This window comes from Paenibacillus castaneae (assembly GCF_002884445.1).
Lineage (GTDB): Bacteria > Bacillota > Bacilli > Paenibacillales > Paenibacillaceae > Pristimantibacillus > Pristimantibacillus castaneae.
The window spans coordinates 6,075,425-6,094,198 of sequence record NZ_KZ614144.1; the positions used below are offsets into that span (position 1 = coordinate 6,075,425).

An 18,774-nucleotide genomic window follows, 5' to 3' on the forward strand; every position below is an offset into this window, starting at 1 on the left:
AGCTAATGATTATCGCCTTCTTAGATGACACATCGGGTAAAAATGGCATAAAAAAGCCGTGCGAAGCTCAGCTTGAGCTCCCCACGGCTTGTGACCATTATTCATTAGCAAACTATTTCAAAAAATAAGCGTCTGTATATTCGCTAATCATCGAGTTCCCTCCGCTCCGTTTCCAGCGGTCAACCTCCTGATAGAAGCCGTCTAAATTAATTTGACCCAAAATATATTTGTAGGTCGCATCCGAAATGATTTTGTACAGCTCCATGCTCTTCTCGTCATACGTCTTCGATTCCAATCCGATCGTAGGGTCCTTCATAATGAATTTATCATTATCCGCACTAAGACGCTCCGCCAGCTCCCACATCGTTTCCTGCTCTGCAACCTTATACAAATTAGGGTTGCTCAGATCAGCAATCATGAGGGTATAAAGAGCATTGACCTCGTTCACGCGCATCTGTGATGTCTCCTCGGGCAGCTGCACCTTCTGATCCACTAGCTTGTAATGCTTGCCTTCCACACCATACCGCATAAGATTGGCAACATCCTTATCCATCGTGCGATCGAAGAAAGCAAGCTGCTCGAGCAGCTCCTTTTCCGTTCGAATCGCTTTTTTGGAAAATAGATATAGACCGTTATAATTCGGAATCGACCAGACATGGTAGCCATCCGGTCCTAGAATACGATTCACTAACGTAAACCGCGCTTCCGGATTGATTTGCTTCGCCTCGCCTGACAGACGCTGAATGTCAGTCATGCTCCCGATATAGACACCGGCTGTGCCGCGGATCACTTTATCCCGCTGCATTTCTTTGCTCGTAACCGCAAAATCATTGTTCATCAACTGCTCATCATACAACCGCTTCATGAAATTCATCGTATCCACATAAGGCTGCGTCTCAAATTCCGGAACCACCTTATTATTGACGATTCCCCAATTATTCGGCGTACCGAAATAAGAGCTGATCGTCTTGAAAGCGCCAAATACGAGATCATTCCGGTCGGCCAGTCCAACGGTATCCTTCTGACCATTGCGATCGGGGTCATTTAATGTGAACATCCTTATGACCTCATACAGCTCTTCAATTGTTCCCGGTTTGTCTAAACCTAGATTATCAAGCCAATCCTCTCTTAATATAATCCCTTGTCTGGAAGAGGGACGTTCCGTGTAAAGTCCATAAATACGTCCATCCACTGCTGCTTGTCCCAAAATATCAGCATTCAAATGATGAAGATTCGGAAACTGCTCCAAATACGGGCCAATTTCCCAGAAAGAGCCCGAGCGGATTGCATTCTTCACAAAAATATAATCGGTATGTTTCACAAAGGTCGCTTTCTTCAGTGAATTCGTAGAAAGCGCCGTGTTCATCTTATCGGTGTAAATACCATCCGGCACCCAATTAATATCCAGCTTCGTATGGGTCAGATTTTCAATTTGCTTGATCATTTCGTCGCTTGGCGGATGTGGAAAATGCAAGGGAGCCATGATCGATATGATCGGTCTTTGATCCTCACTATTTTCCTTGCTTGCGAACGGCATGCTCGAGCAGGAGGTGCATAAGAGAAGGAGTGCAAGTAGAATATAAATGAAGCTATGACAGCGGATCACGTGCAATCGATCATTACTCATGGAAATCCTCCTTGTGTTATCCCGTATCATTGGCCATAATCTAATGAAATGATTATCTGCGGCATAGATGATTATTGCTCGAAATGTATGCGTTTACTAAAATAAACGTAATGATTATCTCATTCTAACTAAGGTGATGGTTGCTTTGCGGTCTTTAACATTTCTAAGCAAGATGATGATCTTCGGAATTCTGCTCAGCACGCTCCCGGTGATTTTCATTGGTGCTTTCTCCTACGTTACATCATCCAATGAAATCCAGAAAAATGTTAACGCCGGACAAATGAAACTGATCATGCAAATTAACTCAAATGTAGAGCAGAAGTTGACGACTGTCAACCACACGCTAAATCAAGTAATCAACTCATCGGTCCTAAAAAGAGCCATGAATCAGCAGCTTACCGTAAATGAATTTATGATTTACGACGATTTAAGAAATGAAATTAGAAATATGCAATCTTTTGATACGAAGCTTGAGGATGTTATTCTCATTAACGATAAGCATAACTGGATGATAAAAAACTCAGGCCTATATGCATTCGGTCAATATGCATATCATGATGAGCTGGCTAATCTTATACAGCTGCCAGAAAGCGCATCATGGGTGCTGAATCCTTCAAGCTGGTTCTATACGGAGGAAGCGACTGGAACTGCTGCTTGCAGCTATAGTATCAGCCTGGTGAAGAGGCTTCCAGCAGCCGGTCTGGAGAAATACGGCTTGGCACTGGCTAACATTCCAACCTGCAGTCTGCAGGATCTGCTTGAAACGGAGGAGGATCATTATTCCAATATAATGATTCTGGACGATCAATATCGGATATTGCTGCATCATGACCAATCGCTCATTGGCAAGCCTGTGCAGGAGAGCGGATTAACGATTGGACAGTTAACGGAATCCTCCGGCCAGTTCACGGAAATGATTAATCAAGAAAATTATTCTATTACGTATTATCGCTCAGACTTGAATGACTGGATTTATTTGTCTGCAACGTCTATAGCCAGCATTACGAAAGAGTCGAATAAAATTGGAGCATACACGCTTTACGTCTGCCTGTTCATGCTTATGCTGTCCATGCTGCTTGCATGGATTATCTCACGCCGCATGTATTCGCCTATTCAACTTCTGCTTAACCAAATGGGTGAGAGGCTGACGGACATTCAGAAACGCAAAACAAATGAATTTCAAGCAATAGGCGAGCGTGTTACACATCTTTTCCAATCCAAATCGCAGCTTGAGCGAGAGGTTAGCCAGCATATTCATCAGGTGCGCACCTTCTTCTTCATGAAGGCCTTCCAGGGAAGCATTAAGCAAAGCGAGATACCCGAGAAGCTTATTCAATTCGGATACGGCACGCAATTGGAGGAATGGAGAACGATGGCAGCTATTACGCTGCAGATCGATTTTCTGGATAACAGCCGCTATTCGAAGGATGATCTAGAGCTTCTGTTGTTTGCGGTTCATAACATTGTAGAGGAGCTTATTCCATCAGATCGGCGGCTGACTCCGGTCATTATGGATCAAACGATCGTGACGATTATTGGAAGCACAGAGAGCGAATCTGTGGAATTTCATCAAACGGCGTTTGCCTTAACAGAGCATTTGCAGCAGCAAATCATTAACATTCTGAATGTTCAGGTCAGCATTGGCATTAGCTTGCCCTTCAGCTCTGTTACTACCATTGCCATTGCTTATAGAGAAGGACTTGAAGCACTCAAGCATCGCATGAAACTGGGTGAGGGCATCATTATTCAGTATGCGAACGTGAATGCAGGCAAACATTATTTAAATTTGAATTATCCAGCCCATGTAGAGAATGAGCTTATGGATGCCATTAAGCTGGCTGAGAAGGACAATTCCAAGGAGCTGCTGAAGAGCTTTCTGCAGGCAGTGTTCGCCGCAGAGCTGTCTCCTCAGGAATATCAAATTCCACTTGCTAGGCTGCTGAATAATTTGCTGATTGTTATGCAGGAGTCGGGGGTTAGCTTGAATCAAATTCATCCTATGAAGGGCTCCCTGCTGGAGGAGCTATTGGGGCTTCACACCGCGACAGAAATCGAAGATTGGTTCTGGACGCAGGTCGTTTATCCGATGATCAAAATATTCAAGGACCGGCAAGCCGCGCAGTATCAAAATATTTCCGAGAAAATAATCGATCTCGTGCAGCATCACTATGATACGGATCTGACACTGGAGGAATGCGCGTCGCGCCTTCATTATAACGCTAACTATTTAAGCAGTGTTTTCCGCAAGGAGACCCATTATTCCTTTAGTGAATACTTGTCGATGTATCGGTTCCAAATGGCGAAGAAATGGCTTGCAGACAGCGAAATTCCGATCAAGGATATTGCAAGCAAGCTGCGCTATAATAATCCACAAAACTTTATTCGATCCTTCCGCAAGCAGGAGGGTACGACTCCAGGACAATATCGCGAAAAAAAGCGAAGCGGTTAATGATTAAATAGTAGGTATTGAAGCAAAAACAGACTGTATGTGAACCACTCCTTATGCTAATATAGTTAACATATCTCGTTTTTAGCATAAGGAGTGATAGGCACAATGACCATTTCATTACGAGGGCATCATCTGCTTTGCCTACTGGGCTACCGTGGTATGGGGTACTCTGAGGATTTCTGCGTCAATATGACGAATATCTACGAAATGCTGCGGAACGAACCCGGTACGGAAATTGAGATCATTACAGGACCAGATGATGTTTGCCGCGCCTACCCGCCTGACAAAGCGTATCACTGCGAAGGAAACGTATACGATCTGGACGAAGCGGTATTGGCGAAGCTTGGTCTTACCGTAAATGAGCGAAGCAGCTGGCAGGAAATATGTGACCGTGTAGCGAAGCGATTGATTCCATCCGACATCAGCAAGCTTTGCACCACTTGTCCTTGGGAGAAGTATGGGGTATGCCAAGAAGGCGTCGGACTTGTTGTTGAAGGCCGTCCGCTGCCGAAGTTGAGTGTGTAGTTCATACTCACAAATCTCTATTACGTTGAATTTATTTGCTGCGAGCATGATCGGCTGTCATTCACCCATTAGCTCCGTTTAACTCTTGTAATAGCTGTACAATATCGCTGAGAGAATGGATAGATCGATAAGGCTGTACCTCATAAGTCGACAAGGTATCCATTCCTTTGGGATTAATCCAAACCCCTTTTATTCCGATTTGCTGCGGCGCTATGACCTCCCACTGGTAATTATCGCCCACCATCCACGTTTCCTCTGGCGCAGCGCCAAGCTGATTCGCGGCATGGAGATAAATGCTCGGATCCGGCTTGCCGACTCCAAACTCTTCTTCTATATAAATATGATCAAAGTAATCAGCCAGCTCGAACCGGTTAATCTTCCCTCTTTGCGCGCTTGATGCGCCATTAGTAATGAGGGCCAGCTTAATGCCCATCGACTTGATATAGGCAATTGCTTCAAGAGCACCGGGATGCAGAAAGGCCAATTCATCTCGCACTAAACCATAATCAACAGCAATCCGGCCTGCTAGCTCTGAATCATCAAAGCTAATTTGTTTTAAAACCGAATGGACGATTTCCGTTCTCGCTTTAGGTAAATCTAAACGTCCAATTCGATGCCTATCCGCGTCGCTCCAATATTCTTTGGCATGCTTCTTAATAAGACCTACGATTTCACTCATTCTGTTAGCATCCGTTTCAGCTAAATGCGTATGACATACCTTCATCCAGCATGCATCCAGATCAATTCCTTGCTCATAAGCAATAATGGTATCATCCAAATCTAGTAAAATAGCTTTTGGCTGCAAAGTAACTCCCTCCCATTCTCCTATTTCTCCTAATATTATACTTTTATATCCTGTCATTTCATATCTATGAAGCTTCTATTTGAGGTGCTAATATAGATATTACAGCGCTTTCATTATTGAATAGGAGGATTGTATGAGCACTCAACCCTTATCAGAGATATCTTCAAGTAATACTAGAAAATCTATCTTTTCTTTATTTAAAGATCCTACATTTCTAAGTTTATTAAGTATTGTCAAAAAGTATAAGTGGTACTATGTCTTTGCAGTCGGATCACAGCTGCTGTTGACAGCTTTGGCGCTGCTTTTTGCCGATACCAGCCGCTGGCTGTTTAATTTAGCCCCCCATGTACCCCGCAGCTCCTTGGCCCATATTTTGCTCCTATTTTCCTGTATTGCAATCTTCCAGCTTATTTTCACCTTCATTAACAATTGGATTCGCTCAGCGCTCAACGAATCGGTCGTTTATGAAATGAGGCGTACAATTCTGAATCATTTGCAGCGGCTGCCTCTATCCTTTCACGAGAATAACCATAGCTCCGTTTCCGTTAATGTGATGCACAATGAGCTGGAGATTGCTAAAAATTTTATCGTCTATGATATTCAAAGGCTGATCGCACTGCCTATTTCATTTCTTTTTGTTGGTATTTATCTATTAACGGTGCATCCGCTCCTCGGAGTAATTGCTATCGCAATCGGTCCTATACAGATGCTAAGCAGCCTCGTTCTCAAAACGCGCTTCAAGCACGCAGCTGAGCTGCAAAACCGTGTCACACGCGATGTGTTCTTCACCATAGGCGAAACTCTGCACGGTATTCGAGAAGTGAAATCGAACCAGATGGAAGACAAGGTAGATCATCAAATGGCCAAAATTCAAAGGGATGGCGTTGCTTACAATGTTCTCTTAACTAATATCAGCACCATTCGCGCGATTGTAAAGGATTTGCCTGGTCATGCCGGTTATCTTGCCGGAATTGGCATAGGAGCCTCCTTAATGGCTTCAGGCGAGATCGGGGTCGGCGGACTTGTCGCTTTCATTACGCTGCTCGACAAGGTTGCTGAACCGTTCACCGTCATGGTCGATACGATAAACAATTTGCAGCGCTCCATATCTGGAGCCAAGCGCCTGTTCGAAGTGCTCGATTTGGAGGAAGAGGATTTGACGACAGGCGAGCCTCTATCCCCAGAAGCGCCATCTATTCGCTATGATAATGTCAGTTTTCAGTACGTGGAGGAATCAGCAACGATTCAGAACCTGAGCTTCTCGATTCCGGCAGGCAGCTCGCTTGCCTTGGTCGGTCCAAGCGGCGCAGGCAAAAGCACCATTGTTAAGCTGCTGTACCGCTTCTATGATGCCAAGCAAGGTATGATTACACTGAATGACAAACCGCTCGAAGCATATGCCATTCAGTCTATACGCGAGCGCATGGCGCTGGTCTCGCAGGATATTTTCCTCTTCGACGGCACCGTAGCAGACAATATTGAAGTCGGCAAACCAGGTGCCTCTCGCGAGGAAATCATCCGTGCGGCCAAGCTCTCACAGTCTTATGAGTTTATAGAGGCATTGCCGCTAGGGCTGGACTCCGAGATCGGTGAACGAGGCATCAAGCTGTCTCATGGGCAGAAGCAACGATTATCGATTGCTCGCGCTATTCTGCGAAACGCCTCGCTCCTTGTATTGGATGAGCCTACATCTGCGCTTGATGTCGATACGGAAGCCTCCTTCCAACGTGATCTTGGCGAATGGGCATCCAGCTGCACGAAAATTATTATCGCACATAGGCTGTCCACCATTCGTGAAGCCGATTATATTATTTTTATCGATCAAGGCGAAGTAGTAGAAAGCGGCACAATCGAGCAGCTTATCAGCCTTAATGGTCGTTTCCGCAGCTATTGGGACAAGCAAAACGGTGATACCTATGTGAAGGCAATATAGGCGGAGCCTCTGCTCAACTTGTCGCTATCAATAAAAACAGCCGATCAGGGTTTCTACACCTGTTCGGCTGTTTTGCTTCTTTTGCTGACTTCTCCCAGCGGGAGAGGATAGAACATCAGATTTGAGACAGCCGCTTTCTCTATTCGTCCATAACCGCCAAACGAGTTAATCCGTTCATGTAAGGCTGCAATGCGGCCGGAATGCGAATCGATCCATCCTCTTCCTGATGATTCTCGAGGAGTGGAATTAGAATGCGCGGACTGGCTACTGCTGTATTGTTCAGTGTATGACAGTATTTGAGTACGCCAGCCTCATCCCTATAGCGAATATTCGAACGGCGCGCCTGGAAGTCATGCAGATTCGACGACGAATGGGTCTCTCCATAAGCCCCGCGGCTCGGCATCCACGTTTCAATATCGTATTGCTTATAGGTTTTCTGCGACATATCGCCCGTACATACCGCCATAATGCGATAAGGCAGCTCAAGGCATTGAAGAAGCTCCTCCGCATTCGCCGTAATTTCCTGCAAAATAGCTTCCGATAACTCAGGGTCCGCCTTGCACAGAATAACCTGCTCCACCTTAGCGAACTGGTGAACCCGGTATAGGCCATGAACATCTCGACCAGCCGAGCCCACTTCACTGCGGAAGCAAACCGATGCGGCAGCAAGCTTGATCGGATGTTCCGCGTTTACGATTTCATTCGCGTAATAGGTAACCATCGGAACCTCCGAGGTGCCGACCAGCCATTTGTCAGCTTCGGTGAGCTGATAGGTTTGATCCTCGCCAAGCGGGAAAAAACCGGTATTTCGCATTGCATCCGTTCGAACCATTAAAGGCACCTCAAGCAGCGTAAAGCCTTTTTGCATAAGCAAATCAATGGCCAGCTGCTGTACAGCCCGGTGGAGCAGGACGCCTGCTCCCTTCAAGTAATAGTTGCGGGTACCTGCGGCCTTCACTCCGCGCTGCGTATCGATCAGATCGTGAAGCTCGCCCAGCGCCATATGATCCTTCTGCTCAAAACCGAAGTGAGTGGCCTCGCCTACACGCTTGATTTCCACATTGTCCGCATCCGAGCGACCAAAAGGCGTGTCTGGCGACACGACATTAGGGACAAGAGCGAGCAGTTTCATGACTTCCCGTTCGGCAGCTGCTAATTCAGCCTCCACCACGCTTAGCCTCTCATTAATTTCCTTGACCTGACCCTTCGTCAGCTCCGCATCAGCATGAGCGCCTTGCTTAACGAGCGTGCCAATGTGATACGACAGCTTATTTCGAGTTTCCCTTAATGCCTCCGTTTCCTGCAAAAAACGTTTCTTCTCCTCGTCCCGCTCCATAAGCTCCGCAATCGATAAGTCAATTCCCTTATGATTGGCTGCCGTTTGAACCCGCTCATGATTTTGTTTAATCCATTTCATATCCAGCATGACACCGCGCTCCTTTTCTCGTAAGAACACAAAAAACGCCCTCATCCCTATGGGACGAGGAGCGTTTTCACTCGCGGTGCCACCCAAATTGATTAAACAGACGGGCTGTTTAATCCTCTTTGTTCCGCGGTAACGGGCGGGCCCGGTAAACTTAGGGGGAAGCGTATTCCCCTTGACGAGAACGCCTCCGAGTTGGATTCTCTTCCTAGGCGTGATCCGAATATTATTTTTAGTATTATAACGTATTCAACAGATCATATACAAGTGCAGGATGTTAAAAAAAGGTTTCCGGTCTCTTTTACACGAATAATATGGATACTAGAAATGACGGATCGGAGGTGCGGCATTCATGACAGATGAGCCTCATGTACAGGATTTGACCACGCTCAAAATAATAGCAGAGACATTAAATCAGTCCAATGATTTGACATATATGCTGGATACGGTTTTGGGAAAACTGCTTGAGGTAACCGAGCTTTCTTTTGGATGGATTTTTCTTGTCGGGCCCTATCATGAATACGAATGTGTGGCAGACCGAAATTTGCCGCCTGCTTTGCTGTATGGAGACAAGCAGCTGATGCAATGCGGCTCCTGTTGGTGTCTCGACCGCTTTCGACATGACCGGTTAAAAAATGCCGTTAATATATTAAGCTGCAAGCGGTTGGAAGATGCGCGGAACCTAAAAACAGGCGAAACCTGCGGATTTACGCATCACGCAACCGTGCCGCTTCGCATTGGGGATCGGAAACTTGGCGTCATGAATGTCGGAGCTTTCGGCAAGGAGCATTTCTCAAACGAGGAGCTGGCCTTGCTTGAAGCGGTAGCCTTGCAAATCGGCATTGCCGTCGAGCGGATGCGGCTTCATGAAGCTGAGCAGCGGAGAGCGGAGCTCTACATAAGATTAGGCGAATTTAGCCGCTCATTGAGCGTCACGCTTAGCGGCGGAGATGCGCGCAGACAGCTGTCAGAGCTTGCTATGAAGCTAGTAAAGGTGCATTTCGCTTGGCCGGTTGCGATGCTGTTTCAACGCTCGGATCAAGGCTTTATAATACGCAACATCCAATCCGATGAACGGATGCTGACCACGAGCATATACATTCCTCCTGAGAAAGTTGAATGGCTCGAAGAAGCTGCGCATTCACATGGCTTTCAAGAAATAGAGGCTTCAAGTCTGTCCATTCTCAGCGAATATGCACAGCCTGATGGCATTCTGCCTCCGCTTCACTCTGCTATGGCAGCTCCATTCATGTTCGGCGGTCATACAGAAAGCGGCGTGCTCCTTATCGGTCATCCGAAGCCAGGCGCCCTTAGTCATATAGACGGTACCGTATTGGAAGCTGTTGCCGAGCATATTGCTGCTCAGTTTGAGAACGTGCGGCTCGAAGAGAATCGCCAGCTATTGGCGCGAATGGAAGAGAGAAACGGATTAGCTCGCGACTTGCATGACTCTGTTTCTCAGCTGCTGTTCTCAATAAGCATGACGGCTAAAGGAGTCGAATCCTTGCTCGATGAACCGGATCTAAGCAGCGCAAAAACAGCCATTCAAGATATGCAGCTCCTGTCCCGAGATGCCTTGAAGGAAATGCGCGCCCTCATTAAGCAGCTGCGCCCTGCTGGCCTCGAGCAAGGCATTGCTGCGGCACTAAAGGAACACGGCTCACGGCTTGGCTTGCATATTAACATGCAACTATCCGGTGTTCTGGCATTGCCAAGCGATATTGAGAATGCATTATGGCGAATAGGCCAGGAAGCACTGAATAACGTTTCGAAGCATGCTGGCGCTTCTCGAGTGGATATGACGCTCATCGCGAAGGCACACGAAGTAATACTTAGCATTACCGATTTCGGACGCGGTATAGCGGAGAAAACTGATGCTTCCACAAGCGGCTCCTTCGGTCTCTCGATTATGCGGGAGCGTGCGGAAGGCAGCGGCGGCCGTTTTCAGTTGACCAGCGCATACAGCAAAGGTACTAGAGTAGAGGTCGCCATCCCTCTTCCATCTCAATTGAAAAGGAGGCTCCCACTGGAATGACGATAACATTACTTTTAGCAGATGATCATAAAATGGTGCGCAGAGGCCTACAGACCTTCTTAGCCACCCAAAAGGATATGCTGCTAATCGGCGAGGCTTCTAATGGAGAAGAGACACTGCAGCAAGTTGCTGCTTTACAGCCAGATATCGTATTAATGGATTTAAACATGCCAGGCATGAATGGCATTGAGGCCACGAAGGAGCTAAAGCTCTTATATCCGCTTGTAAAGGTCATTGTATTAACCTCCTTTTCCGATCAGGAGCATGCGCTTCCGGCCATTCGCGCAGGAGCCAAGGGCTATCTGCTCAAGGATATTGAGCCTGAGGAATTGGCAAGTGCTATTCGCAAGGTGCATCAAGGGAAAGTAGAGCTACATCCTGACATCGCCGAGCAGCTGATGAACCAATTGGCTGATTTCGATCCATCCCGCCCCACAGCCGTTAGTGACAAGCTGCCCGAGCTGACGAAGCGCGAACTTGATGTGCTGCGGCTCATCGCAGCCGGCATGAGCAACCGCAGTATTGCGGAGGAGCTGTTCATTACTGAGAAAACGGTCAAAACCCATGTCAGCCATCTGCTTAGCAAGCTCGACATCACCGACCGCACACAAGCCGCTATTTATGCACTTAAGCATGGACTGGACAAATAAATGATCAAACCTATTTCAGTCTAAAGTCGTAGAGCATTCAGCCAATGGTTGAATGCTCTTATTCATAAAAGTCATGCAAAAAGAGGACGCCATTCCTTTTCTTGAATGGTACGATGAAACTAACAAAACGCAACTTGAAAGGAAGATTAAGATGAACATCACAATCCTTGCCGGAAGCAATCGGGAGGCTTCCACAACGAATCGTTTGGCTGCTTATGTAGCTCAGCTTATTTCGCAAAAAGAACATAGTGTTGTGCTATTTGATTTATTTCAGACACCGCTTCCCTTCTATTCACCGGATGGCATTGATCATGACCATGCATCCGTACACTTATTTAAGCAATCCATGAAGCAAGCCGATGCGATTATATTGGCTACGCCAGAGTACCATGGCAGCTTATCCGGCGTACTGAAAAATGCGCTGGACTACGTTGGGAAGGAACATTTCCATCGTAAAGCAGTTCTGTCTATGAGCTCTTCTGGCGGAGCTGTTGGCACTAGTTCGCTTCTACAGCTGCAAGCAATTGTAAGGAATTTGCATGGCATTAACTCACCGGAGTGGATATCCATCGGCGGCGCGCAGCGCAATTGGCTGGTTAATGAGCTTCCTCACTATGAGGATGGCGGGAATGAAATGGACAACCGTATCCGACGGGTAACGGCTAACTTTCTGGAGCTTGCTGCGCTGGTTCGCCCAACAGCCCACAAATAGAAGGAGGTTTAACATTATGATCATTAAAGAAACGGGATTTATTCTGTTTTTAGAAAATTATGAGGAGCATGTCGCTTTTTATACCGATAAGCTTGGTCTGCGTATTCGTGAACGAAAAGAAGGTCTTTCGAAATTAGACTTTGGCGGAGGCTACTTGATGATCGAGGACAACGGAGTAGCGAGCGCTGCTGAAAAAACGAGGGCGCAGAATCCGACTGTTATTCGAATAGAGGTTGAGAACTTCGATGCGACTATTGAAGAGTTGAAAGATCGAGGCATACCGATTGAGGTCCATCATTTTAGTTGGGGGACAATAGGCTCTATCATTGATCCCGAGGGCAATCGCATCGAAATCAAGAAATATTGAGCAGCTTCAGCAGGGCGAAAGGCGCTTCAACTTTGGTTAAAGCGCCTTTCGCCCTGCTCGCTGCCGACTACGACCCAGAGAGAGCATTGCGTACGGATAATATATATTTCGATTGATCTAGCGGATTAACTCCCCTGCGCACTCGCTCCGCTTGTATATCGGCCGGAGCTTCTCGATAGCCGGCGAAGAAAGTCGCTAAAGCGCCTCTGCCCTTCGTAAGCGAACCGAATCGCGCAGGGAATTCCAAGGAAGTTGCAACCGGCAGCGTCCCTTCAATTTCCATGCGTTCTCCTCTCACCACAGGCGTATCGAATTCACCTCGCATGAGAACCAGCTCATTCATAAGCTTGCCCCCTGTCTCCTCCGGTATCGATAGACGGAACGAGAGCATAGGCTCAAGCAGCTTGACGCCAATGCGGGATAAGCCATCCATGATGCCCATTGGCGTTGCCACTGCAAAGTCCAGTGGATGTGTATGCCACACATGATGCTCTCCTTCAATGAGAGTTACCTTGAGATCCGTTACCTCCCAGCCAAAAAGCCCCTGCTGCAGCGCTTCGGGCACACTGCGGGCGACCTCGTTCTGATAGCGATCGAGCAGACGCTCTGAGCGTACAATCGAGCTGTAGGTCAGCCCGCTGCCGCGTTCACCTGGCTCGATATGGAACCGTAGGATTGCCCAGCAAGGCTTCGGCATCGTATAGGCAATGAAGCCTTCACCAATCTGCGCAGGCGTTTCCTTGTAGATGACGGAGGGCTGGCTGAAGTCAGCCTTAAGGCCGTATCTCGCGCTAAGCACATGCGTCAGCACCTCAATCTGTATCGGCCCCATCACCTTCAGGTGCAGCTCCCGCTGATCCTGCAGCCATTGCAGATCGAGCTGCGGGTCCTCGTCCGCCAATTCCTGAAGCGCTGCCACGACGGCAGGATACTCTGCCTCATTGCTCCAGCGCACCTGTACCGTCAGAAGCGGCACTGCCAGCCTCGTCTCCTCTGGAACAAAGTCGGCGCAGCCTATTACATCGCCGATGCGCGCATGGTTCCAGCCGCATATCGCTGCGATATCTCCTGCCGCCAGCATGCCGACATCCTCAGACTTTTGACCATCAATTATTCGAATTTGCGTAATCTTCTCCTCAAGCTGCTGCGTGACATTGAATACGGAATCTCGGTTTCGCATGACACCGCTATACAGCCGCACATACGCAATACGGCCCATAGCCGAATCCCGTTCGATACGGAATACTACTCCTGATAAAGGCCCATCCTCATGGATAGATGGCGAAGGCAGAAGCCCAATCATCGCTTGCAGAAGCGGCTCAATACCAAGCCCCCTGTTCGATGCTCCGAACAATACAGGGTACAGCTCAGTTTTCTGGATAAGGGACGGCAGCATACGGCTTAGCTCTGCCTTCGGTAGTGCGCCGGTATCCAAATAATGCAGCAGCATCGCTTCGTCCCCCTCAGCGATTGTTTCCTCTAGCAGCTGAAGGTATCCAGCCTCATCAGCAGCAGTGAGATTATGGTCCAGCAGGCTGCACACACCGTTGAAGCTGTCCTCCACACCAAGCGGTGCTTGTATCGGAGCGGCCTGAGGCGAGAGCAAACGCTTAATTTGCTTCAATGTTCCAATTGGATCAGCACCAATACGATCCATCTTGTTCACATAAATCAACGTTGGAATGCTCCTCTCATGCAGTGCGTGCCAAATAACCTCCGTCTGTGCCTGTACGCCTTCTACAGCCGAAATAATTAACACTGCGCCATCCATCACACGCAATGAACGCTCCACCTCGGATAAAAAATCGACGTGGCCCGGAGTATCAACCAGATTAACGGTCACACCCTGCCAAGTGAAGCGTGTAGCTGCCGCTCGAACCGATATGCCTCTTGAGCGCTCTACTTCAAGAAAGTCCGTCTGTGCTGTGCCTGCATCAACGCTGCCGAGTGAGCGAATACGCCCGCTATGATATAAGATTTGCTCTGTCGTTGTCGTCTTTCCCGCATCAACGTGAGCGAAGATACCGATATTACGTATATGTATTCGATCGTTAGACAGCATGGCCTCAAGTCTCCCTCTCTAGCTGTTTCTCTCCTTATCCTACCTCTGAAAGCGCTGTACAGCAACAAAAAAACGACCTGTAGGCGAAAGCCTGACAGGTCGTTTCCGAATGAAGCTGTAATTGTATAGTTGTGATTAGCCTTGTTGAACAGCTTCGATATCTATTGAGATTTTCACTTCATCGCCGATAAGCACGCCGCCAGTTTCCAGCGCAGCATTGTAAGTTAAACCGTAGTTGCTGCGTTTCAGACTGCCTACTGCGCTAAAGCCAACTTTTTCATTGCCCCAAGGATCTTTGCCGGCGCCTTCGAAGGTTGCAGCAAAGGTCTCGGAGCGTGTAATGCCGTGAAGGCTCACATCACCTGTAATGGCATACTCGCCTTCATCTGTTTTGGTAATTGCAGTCGCTGTGAAAGTAAGCGAAGGATTATTTTCGACATCGAAGAAGTCAACAGAACGCAGATGATTATCACGATCGTTATTGCGAGTGTCGATGCTGTTCAAATCAATGGTGAATTGAATATCAGCAGACGTCAGATCATGTGCGTCACCTGCAATGTTAGCTTCAAAATGGTGAAATGAGCCTTTTACCTTAGCGATCATCATATGCTTTACTGAGAATTCCACGCTGCTGTGTGCAGGATCGATTGTCCATTGGGATTTTGCCATTTTAAAATTCCTCCATTATATTTATTAGTTTATTATCTACTTACTTTTTATAATGTACTAACTTAAGTTGTGTATGTTTATATTTTAGTGTGTGCGTCTAATTTTGTCAATTGCAATTTTATGTTTTTTTCGTATAGCAAATGTGTGCAGTCAAGGAAGGCAACATTGCAGAAATTAACACGATAAGTATAGTATCCGTTTTCTAGCTCTATTTGGGCTGCTGGTGCTCGTAAGTGGGCTATTGGTGGGGTGGTGGATGAATAGAGCTAGTTTCTAGCTCTATTTGGGTAGTTTTAGCTAGTTTGGGTGAAATAGAGCTAGTTTCTAGCTCTATTTCTGCTGCTGATGCGCATATGAGGGCTGTTGGCGGGATTACGGATGGAATAGAGCTAGTTTTTAGCTCTATTTGGGTAGTTTTAGCTAGTTTGGGTGAAATAGAGCTAGTTTCTAGCTCTATTTCTGCTGCTGATGGGCATTATGCTATACGGCGGCTGTTTTTTCCTTTGATTCTCGCTTGACCAGTGCGTGCTTCTCCCATGCTCTGCTTCTCCAGCGGAAGAACATAATGAATGCGCGCAGCCACTCATCGGCAGCGATAGCCAGCCAAATGCCGGCTAATCCCAGCTCCAGCTTGAACACAAAGAAATAGCCTAGCGACAAGCTCATTCCGACCATCGTGAACATGCCGATCCAAAGCGGAAATCTCGCATCTCCCGTCGCCCGTAGCGAATTGACGAGTACGATGTTAATTGTCCTTCCCGTCTCAAGCACAATACTCAGCAGCAGTACATTGACCCCTAATCGGATAATATCCGGGTCGTCTGTAAATATGCGCATGAGCGGTTCACGGAACGCAATAACGAGTAAAACCGCTGCCAGCGTAACCGCGCTCGCCCAGCGCACGCTTTTCCAAACCTGATGATACGCCGTCGTCTGCTGGTTTGCGCCGATCAGCCTGCCGACGATAATCGAGGTACCCATACCGATTGCGAAGGCAAATAGATACGTAAACATCGATATGCTGTTCGCGTAGTTTTTGGCAGCAAGCGATGCTTCGCCTAGATAAGTTGCATAATACAAGAACACAATTTGGCAAGCTTGATACATGACTTGCTCCAGCGCGGATGGAATGCCAATTTTCAATATTTTCGATATATACTCCTTTGACAAGGAAAGATAGTATCGAATTTCTACCCTGACGGGCATAATACGATACAGCATCCAGAAAAAAACGATTAGAGCAAGCAAACGGCTGACGACCGATGAGATCGCCGCACCCTGAACGCCCATTTGCGGGAAGCCGAAGTTTCCGAAAATAAGCAAATAATTTCCGATAATATGGATAACATTCATACCGAGCGATACGAGCATAGCTTCCTTCGTAAAGCCGTGAACACGAATAATAGCCGATACCGAATTAATAATAGCCTGCAGGAAGATCATTCCGCCTACTATTTGCAAATAACTTTTGGCATGCACCAATATTTCGCCCTTCAAATTCAGCGTTTCCAGCAATTGACCGCCGAATAGCACAAACATAAGGCTCAGAATCAGTCCCACAACTAAGTTCAACGTTACTGCCAGTGCTGATATTTTCGCTGCTTCGATAAATTTGCGAGAACCAATATACTGAGCTACAACAATCGAAGCCCCGTTCCCGATTACCTCCAGCAGTAAAATCGCGATATGCAAATATTGATTGGATGCTCCAACACCCGATACCGCATTATCGGATATGTGGCTGAGCATTAATGTATCGGCTATACCCATCAGCATAAACAAAAAGATTTCTAAAAATATAGGCCACGTTAGGAAAAACAGATTTAAACCTTTTTGCTTCTTTTCCCCTTGCCCGTTTCCGGCCTCTGCCGCTGTCATGCTGTCACCTTCTTCTGTATGAAAAACTTAAGACAAAAGTTATCCTAGCACATCCTTCCTGCTATTGCATGCAAAAAATTGTGTTTTACAAAAAATAAAATAATGGAGAAGAACATTCGCCTGCATGCAGCCTCTCAGCCTCCTCCTTACACATAAGAGGACACAAAAAAAGACTGCATTAAGGACGTCGTGACGACCTTCATAGCAGTCTTCTTCTTTATAGTATAAAAATGATAAGTATCATTATTGCTCTTCAGACTCTTCTTCAGCAGCAGCTTCTTCCTCTGCAGCCTCTTCTTCCTCTGCCTCTTCTTCGTCGGCAGCTTCTTCCTCTACAGCAGCGGCAGCTTCCTCCACTTCTGCTTCTTCCATTTCAGCCTCAACAGCTTCTACTGCTTCTTCTGCTGGAGCCTCTTCTGAAATCAGTTCTGCGGTTTCTTCCGCACCTTCTTGAACAATATCTTGTTCTTGGCTCATATCTTTCACCTCCTACTTCTTATTACTTTAATTGTAGCGCTTTCATAGAAGTTAACAAGAGGTGTAAATTGTCGTTTCATAGGAACTATTTCCGTTATTTGTAGCGTTCGCCCCTACCGGCACTTATTCGACTTTTTTCTCCCCGTCACAAGTCTAGGTTAGCGTTCAGACTTACGGAGGTTATGCGAGACTGATGAACTAGATATGATGAATAACAATAAGTAATTTGTTTATGAGATTAGAGCATTCCTTCACGCTAGCGATGCTCTTTAGGAGGGTAATCATGTTTTCACTTTTTATTTATTTGGAGCCCGTTGCCTGCATACTTTATATTATATTATCATGGGCAGCGGCAGACATGGCTTCACAGCTTGTTTATCAAAAAACTGAAAAAATGATGAATCAAAAAACGTTTAAATTGTTGTTTTGGACCATTAGCCTCACTGTTCCGGCAGCCTTATTGGCAGCCTCTGACATCTTGTTAGCCGCCATATCCCACTCTTTGTTTTCGGGTGAATGGCTAATTATTCGGATCACGCTAGCTTTAGCTCCCATTGTGTTTATTTGGTTTGGCGCCTTCCCTAGACTGCGAAGATTAATGAAACGCACGAGTGGCCATTCAGAGAAGATGCCCGATGTCGCACGCAGGCGTCAAGCCTCTGACCCGGGCTTTATTATGCCTTATCAGTTAACTGTCCTATGCTCCGCCACCTTATTTTTCTTTGTATTTATATTGCCTGTTCCAAAGGACTGGACGTCTGTTACTGTACCCGCTACTATCTTTTTATTTATTTCCTGCATGATCGTATTGCTTCAAACACGTCAGAACCAGCTCGCTGCCGCTGCTCCGCTCATCTATCATGCTTGGCGTCATCGATTTAAAACAGTCGGCATTGTACTTACTGCTGCAGCAGCCTTCGTATTCATCACACAACTCACAGGCCCGCCTGCAGACAGAACGAATTTTCTAACTATGCTTAATGCCCCTTACAAAACGGCCATGATGAATTCCAGCAATAGAATGAACATCTTAACCTATAACATGCAGTTGTCCGACTCCGAGGTACCGAAACAAAAGAGAACATTAACTGAAAATCAGATGAAATAAACGGAACTAGACTTTAGTCTAGTTCCTGCTTTTACCTATAGCAGGAGGACAGCT

General features: G+C 46.8%; 15 protein-coding genes. 8 read left to right on the forward strand and 7 right to left on the reverse strand.

Annotation, left to right across the window (positions count from 1 at the left end; genetic code table 11):
* Positions 1–112 precede the first annotated feature (112 nt).
* Complete coding sequence (locus CEF13_RS27315; RefSeq protein ID WP_243864795.1) at positions 113–1,627, reverse strand: extracellular solute-binding protein; 1,515 nt, start codon at positions 1,625–1,627, stop codon at positions 113–115.
* A gap of 145 nt (positions 1,628–1,772) precedes the next feature.
* Between CEF13_RS27315 and CEF13_RS27320 the strand changes: the two genes are divergently transcribed.
* The gene (locus tag CEF13_RS27320) at positions 1,773–4,076 is read left to right on the forward strand and encodes a helix-turn-helix domain-containing protein (protein WP_102715784.1); all 2,304 of its coding nucleotides are present in this window, start codon (positions 1,773–1,775) and stop codon (positions 4,074–4,076) included.
* A gap of 105 nt (positions 4,077–4,181) precedes the next feature.
* Complete coding sequence (locus CEF13_RS27325; RefSeq protein ID WP_102715786.1) at positions 4,182–4,601, forward strand: DUF1284 domain-containing protein; 420 nt, start codon at positions 4,182–4,184, stop codon at positions 4,599–4,601.
* A 61-nt stretch (positions 4,602–4,662) separates the two neighbouring features.
* Here the strand turns inward: CEF13_RS27325 and CEF13_RS27330 are convergent, their stop codons facing one another.
* Positions 4,663–5,406 (reverse strand): HAD family hydrolase, encoded by a 744-nt coding sequence (locus CEF13_RS27330; protein WP_166742924.1) that lies wholly within the window; start codon positions 5,404–5,406, stop codon positions 4,663–4,665.
* A gap of 133 nt (positions 5,407–5,539) precedes the next feature.
* Between CEF13_RS27330 and CEF13_RS27335 the strand changes: the two genes are divergently transcribed.
* Positions 5,540–7,339: an ABC transporter ATP-binding protein gene (locus tag CEF13_RS27335; protein ID WP_102715790.1), complete on the forward strand. Its 1,800-nt coding sequence runs from the start codon at positions 5,540–5,542 to the stop codon at positions 7,337–7,339.
* A 139-nt stretch (positions 7,340–7,478) separates the two neighbouring features.
* On the opposite strand, the gene serS is transcribed toward CEF13_RS27335, so the two are convergent.
* Positions 7,479–8,765, reverse strand: a complete 1,287-nt coding sequence (serS, locus tag CEF13_RS27340; protein WP_102715792.1) for a serine--tRNA ligase — start codon at positions 8,763–8,765, stop codon at positions 7,479–7,481.
* Between the two features lie 349 nt (positions 8,766–9,114).
* On the opposite strand from serS, the gene CEF13_RS27345 reads away from it, so the two are divergent.
* From CEF13_RS27345 to CEF13_RS27360, 4 genes are all read left to right on the forward strand, one after another.
* Positions 9,115–10,797: a GAF domain-containing sensor histidine kinase gene (locus CEF13_RS27345; RefSeq protein WP_102715794.1), complete on the forward strand. Its 1,683-nt coding sequence runs from the start codon at positions 9,115–9,117 to the stop codon at positions 10,795–10,797.
* Positions 10,794–11,447 (forward strand): response regulator, encoded by a 654-nt coding sequence (locus CEF13_RS27350; protein WP_102715796.1) that lies wholly within the window; start codon positions 10,794–10,796, stop codon positions 11,445–11,447. The genes CEF13_RS27345 and CEF13_RS27350 overlap by 4 nt, the downstream gene beginning before the upstream one ends.
* A gap of 151 nt (positions 11,448–11,598) precedes the next feature.
* Positions 11,599–12,159, forward strand: coding sequence for an NADPH-dependent FMN reductase (locus tag CEF13_RS27355; protein WP_102716592.1), 561 nt, complete (start codon positions 11,599–11,601; stop codon positions 12,157–12,159).
* A 16-nt stretch (positions 12,160–12,175) separates the two neighbouring features.
* On the forward strand, positions 12,176–12,526 hold the full coding sequence (locus CEF13_RS27360) for a VOC family protein (protein ID WP_102715798.1): 351 nt from the start codon (positions 12,176–12,178) through the stop codon (positions 12,524–12,526).
* 67 nt (positions 12,527–12,593) lie between these two features.
* Here the strand turns inward: CEF13_RS27360 and CEF13_RS27365 are convergent, their stop codons facing one another.
* The 4 genes from CEF13_RS27365 to CEF13_RS27380 form a co-directional block, all read right to left on the reverse strand.
* On the reverse strand, positions 12,594–14,588 hold the full coding sequence (locus tag CEF13_RS27365; RefSeq protein ID WP_102715800.1) for a GTP-binding protein: 1,995 nt from the start codon (positions 14,586–14,588) through the stop codon (positions 12,594–12,596).
* 135 nt (positions 14,589–14,723) lie between these two features.
* Entirely contained in the window at positions 14,724–15,257 is a 534-nt protein-coding gene (locus tag CEF13_RS27370; RefSeq protein WP_102715802.1) for a YceI family protein, read from the reverse strand.
* Between the two features lie 480 nt (positions 15,258–15,737).
* Positions 15,738–17,135 carry an MATE family efflux transporter gene (locus tag CEF13_RS27375; protein WP_102715804.1) on the reverse strand — a complete coding sequence of 466 codons (1,398 nt, stop codon included), beginning with the start codon at positions 17,133–17,135 and terminating at the stop codon, positions 15,738–15,740.
* Positions 17,136–17,378: 243 nt separating this feature from the next.
* On the reverse strand, positions 17,379–17,612 hold the full coding sequence (locus CEF13_RS27380; protein WP_102715806.1) for a hypothetical protein: 234 nt from the start codon (positions 17,610–17,612) through the stop codon (positions 17,379–17,381).
* Between the two features lie 283 nt (positions 17,613–17,895).
* Here CEF13_RS27380 and CEF13_RS27385 point away from each other — a divergent pair, with 283 nt between their 5' ends.
* On the forward strand, positions 17,896–18,720 hold the full coding sequence (locus tag CEF13_RS27385; RefSeq protein ID WP_102715808.1) for a hypothetical protein: 825 nt from the start codon (positions 17,896–17,898) through the stop codon (positions 18,718–18,720).
* The last annotated feature ends 54 nt before the right edge of the window (positions 18,721–18,774 follow it).

Coding starts and splice junctions, on each gene's coding strand:
- CEF13_RS27315 (WP_243864795.1), bottom strand. CDS start 1,627: ATGAGTAATGATCGATTGCACGTGATCCGCTGTCATAGCTTCATTTAT.
- CEF13_RS27325 (WP_102715786.1), top strand. CDS start 4,182: ATGACCATTTCATTACGAGGGCATCATCTGCTTTGCCTACTGGGCTAC.
- CEF13_RS27335 (WP_102715790.1), top strand. CDS start 5,540: ATGAGCACTCAACCCTTATCAGAGATATCTTCAAGTAATACTAGAAAA.
- serS (WP_102715792.1), bottom strand. CDS start 8,765: ATGCTGGATATGAAATGGATTAAACAAAATCATGAGCGGGTTCAAACG.
- CEF13_RS27345 (WP_102715794.1), top strand. CDS start 9,115: ATGACAGATGAGCCTCATGTACAGGATTTGACCACGCTCAAAATAATA.
- CEF13_RS27350 (WP_102715796.1), top strand. CDS start 10,794: ATGACGATAACATTACTTTTAGCAGATGATCATAAAATGGTGCGCAGA.
- CEF13_RS27355 (WP_102716592.1), top strand. CDS start 11,599: ATGAACATCACAATCCTTGCCGGAAGCAATCGGGAGGCTTCCACAACG.
- CEF13_RS27360 (WP_102715798.1), top strand. CDS start 12,176: ATGATCATTAAAGAAACGGGATTTATTCTGTTTTTAGAAAATTATGAG.
- CEF13_RS27365 (WP_102715800.1), bottom strand. CDS start 14,588: ATGCTGTCTAACGATCGAATACATATACGTAATATCGGTATCTTCGCT.
- CEF13_RS27370 (WP_102715802.1), bottom strand. CDS start 15,257: ATGGCAAAATCCCAATGGACAATCGATCCTGCACACAGCAGCGTGGAA.
- CEF13_RS27375 (WP_102715804.1), bottom strand. CDS start 17,135: ATGACAGCGGCAGAGGCCGGAAACGGGCAAGGGGAAAAGAAGCAAAAA.
- CEF13_RS27380 (WP_102715806.1), bottom strand. CDS start 17,612: ATGAGCCAAGAACAAGATATTGTTCAAGAAGGTGCGGAAGAAACCGCA.
- CEF13_RS27385 (WP_102715808.1), top strand. CDS start 17,896: ATGTTTTCACTTTTTATTTATTTGGAGCCCGTTGCCTGCATACTTTAT.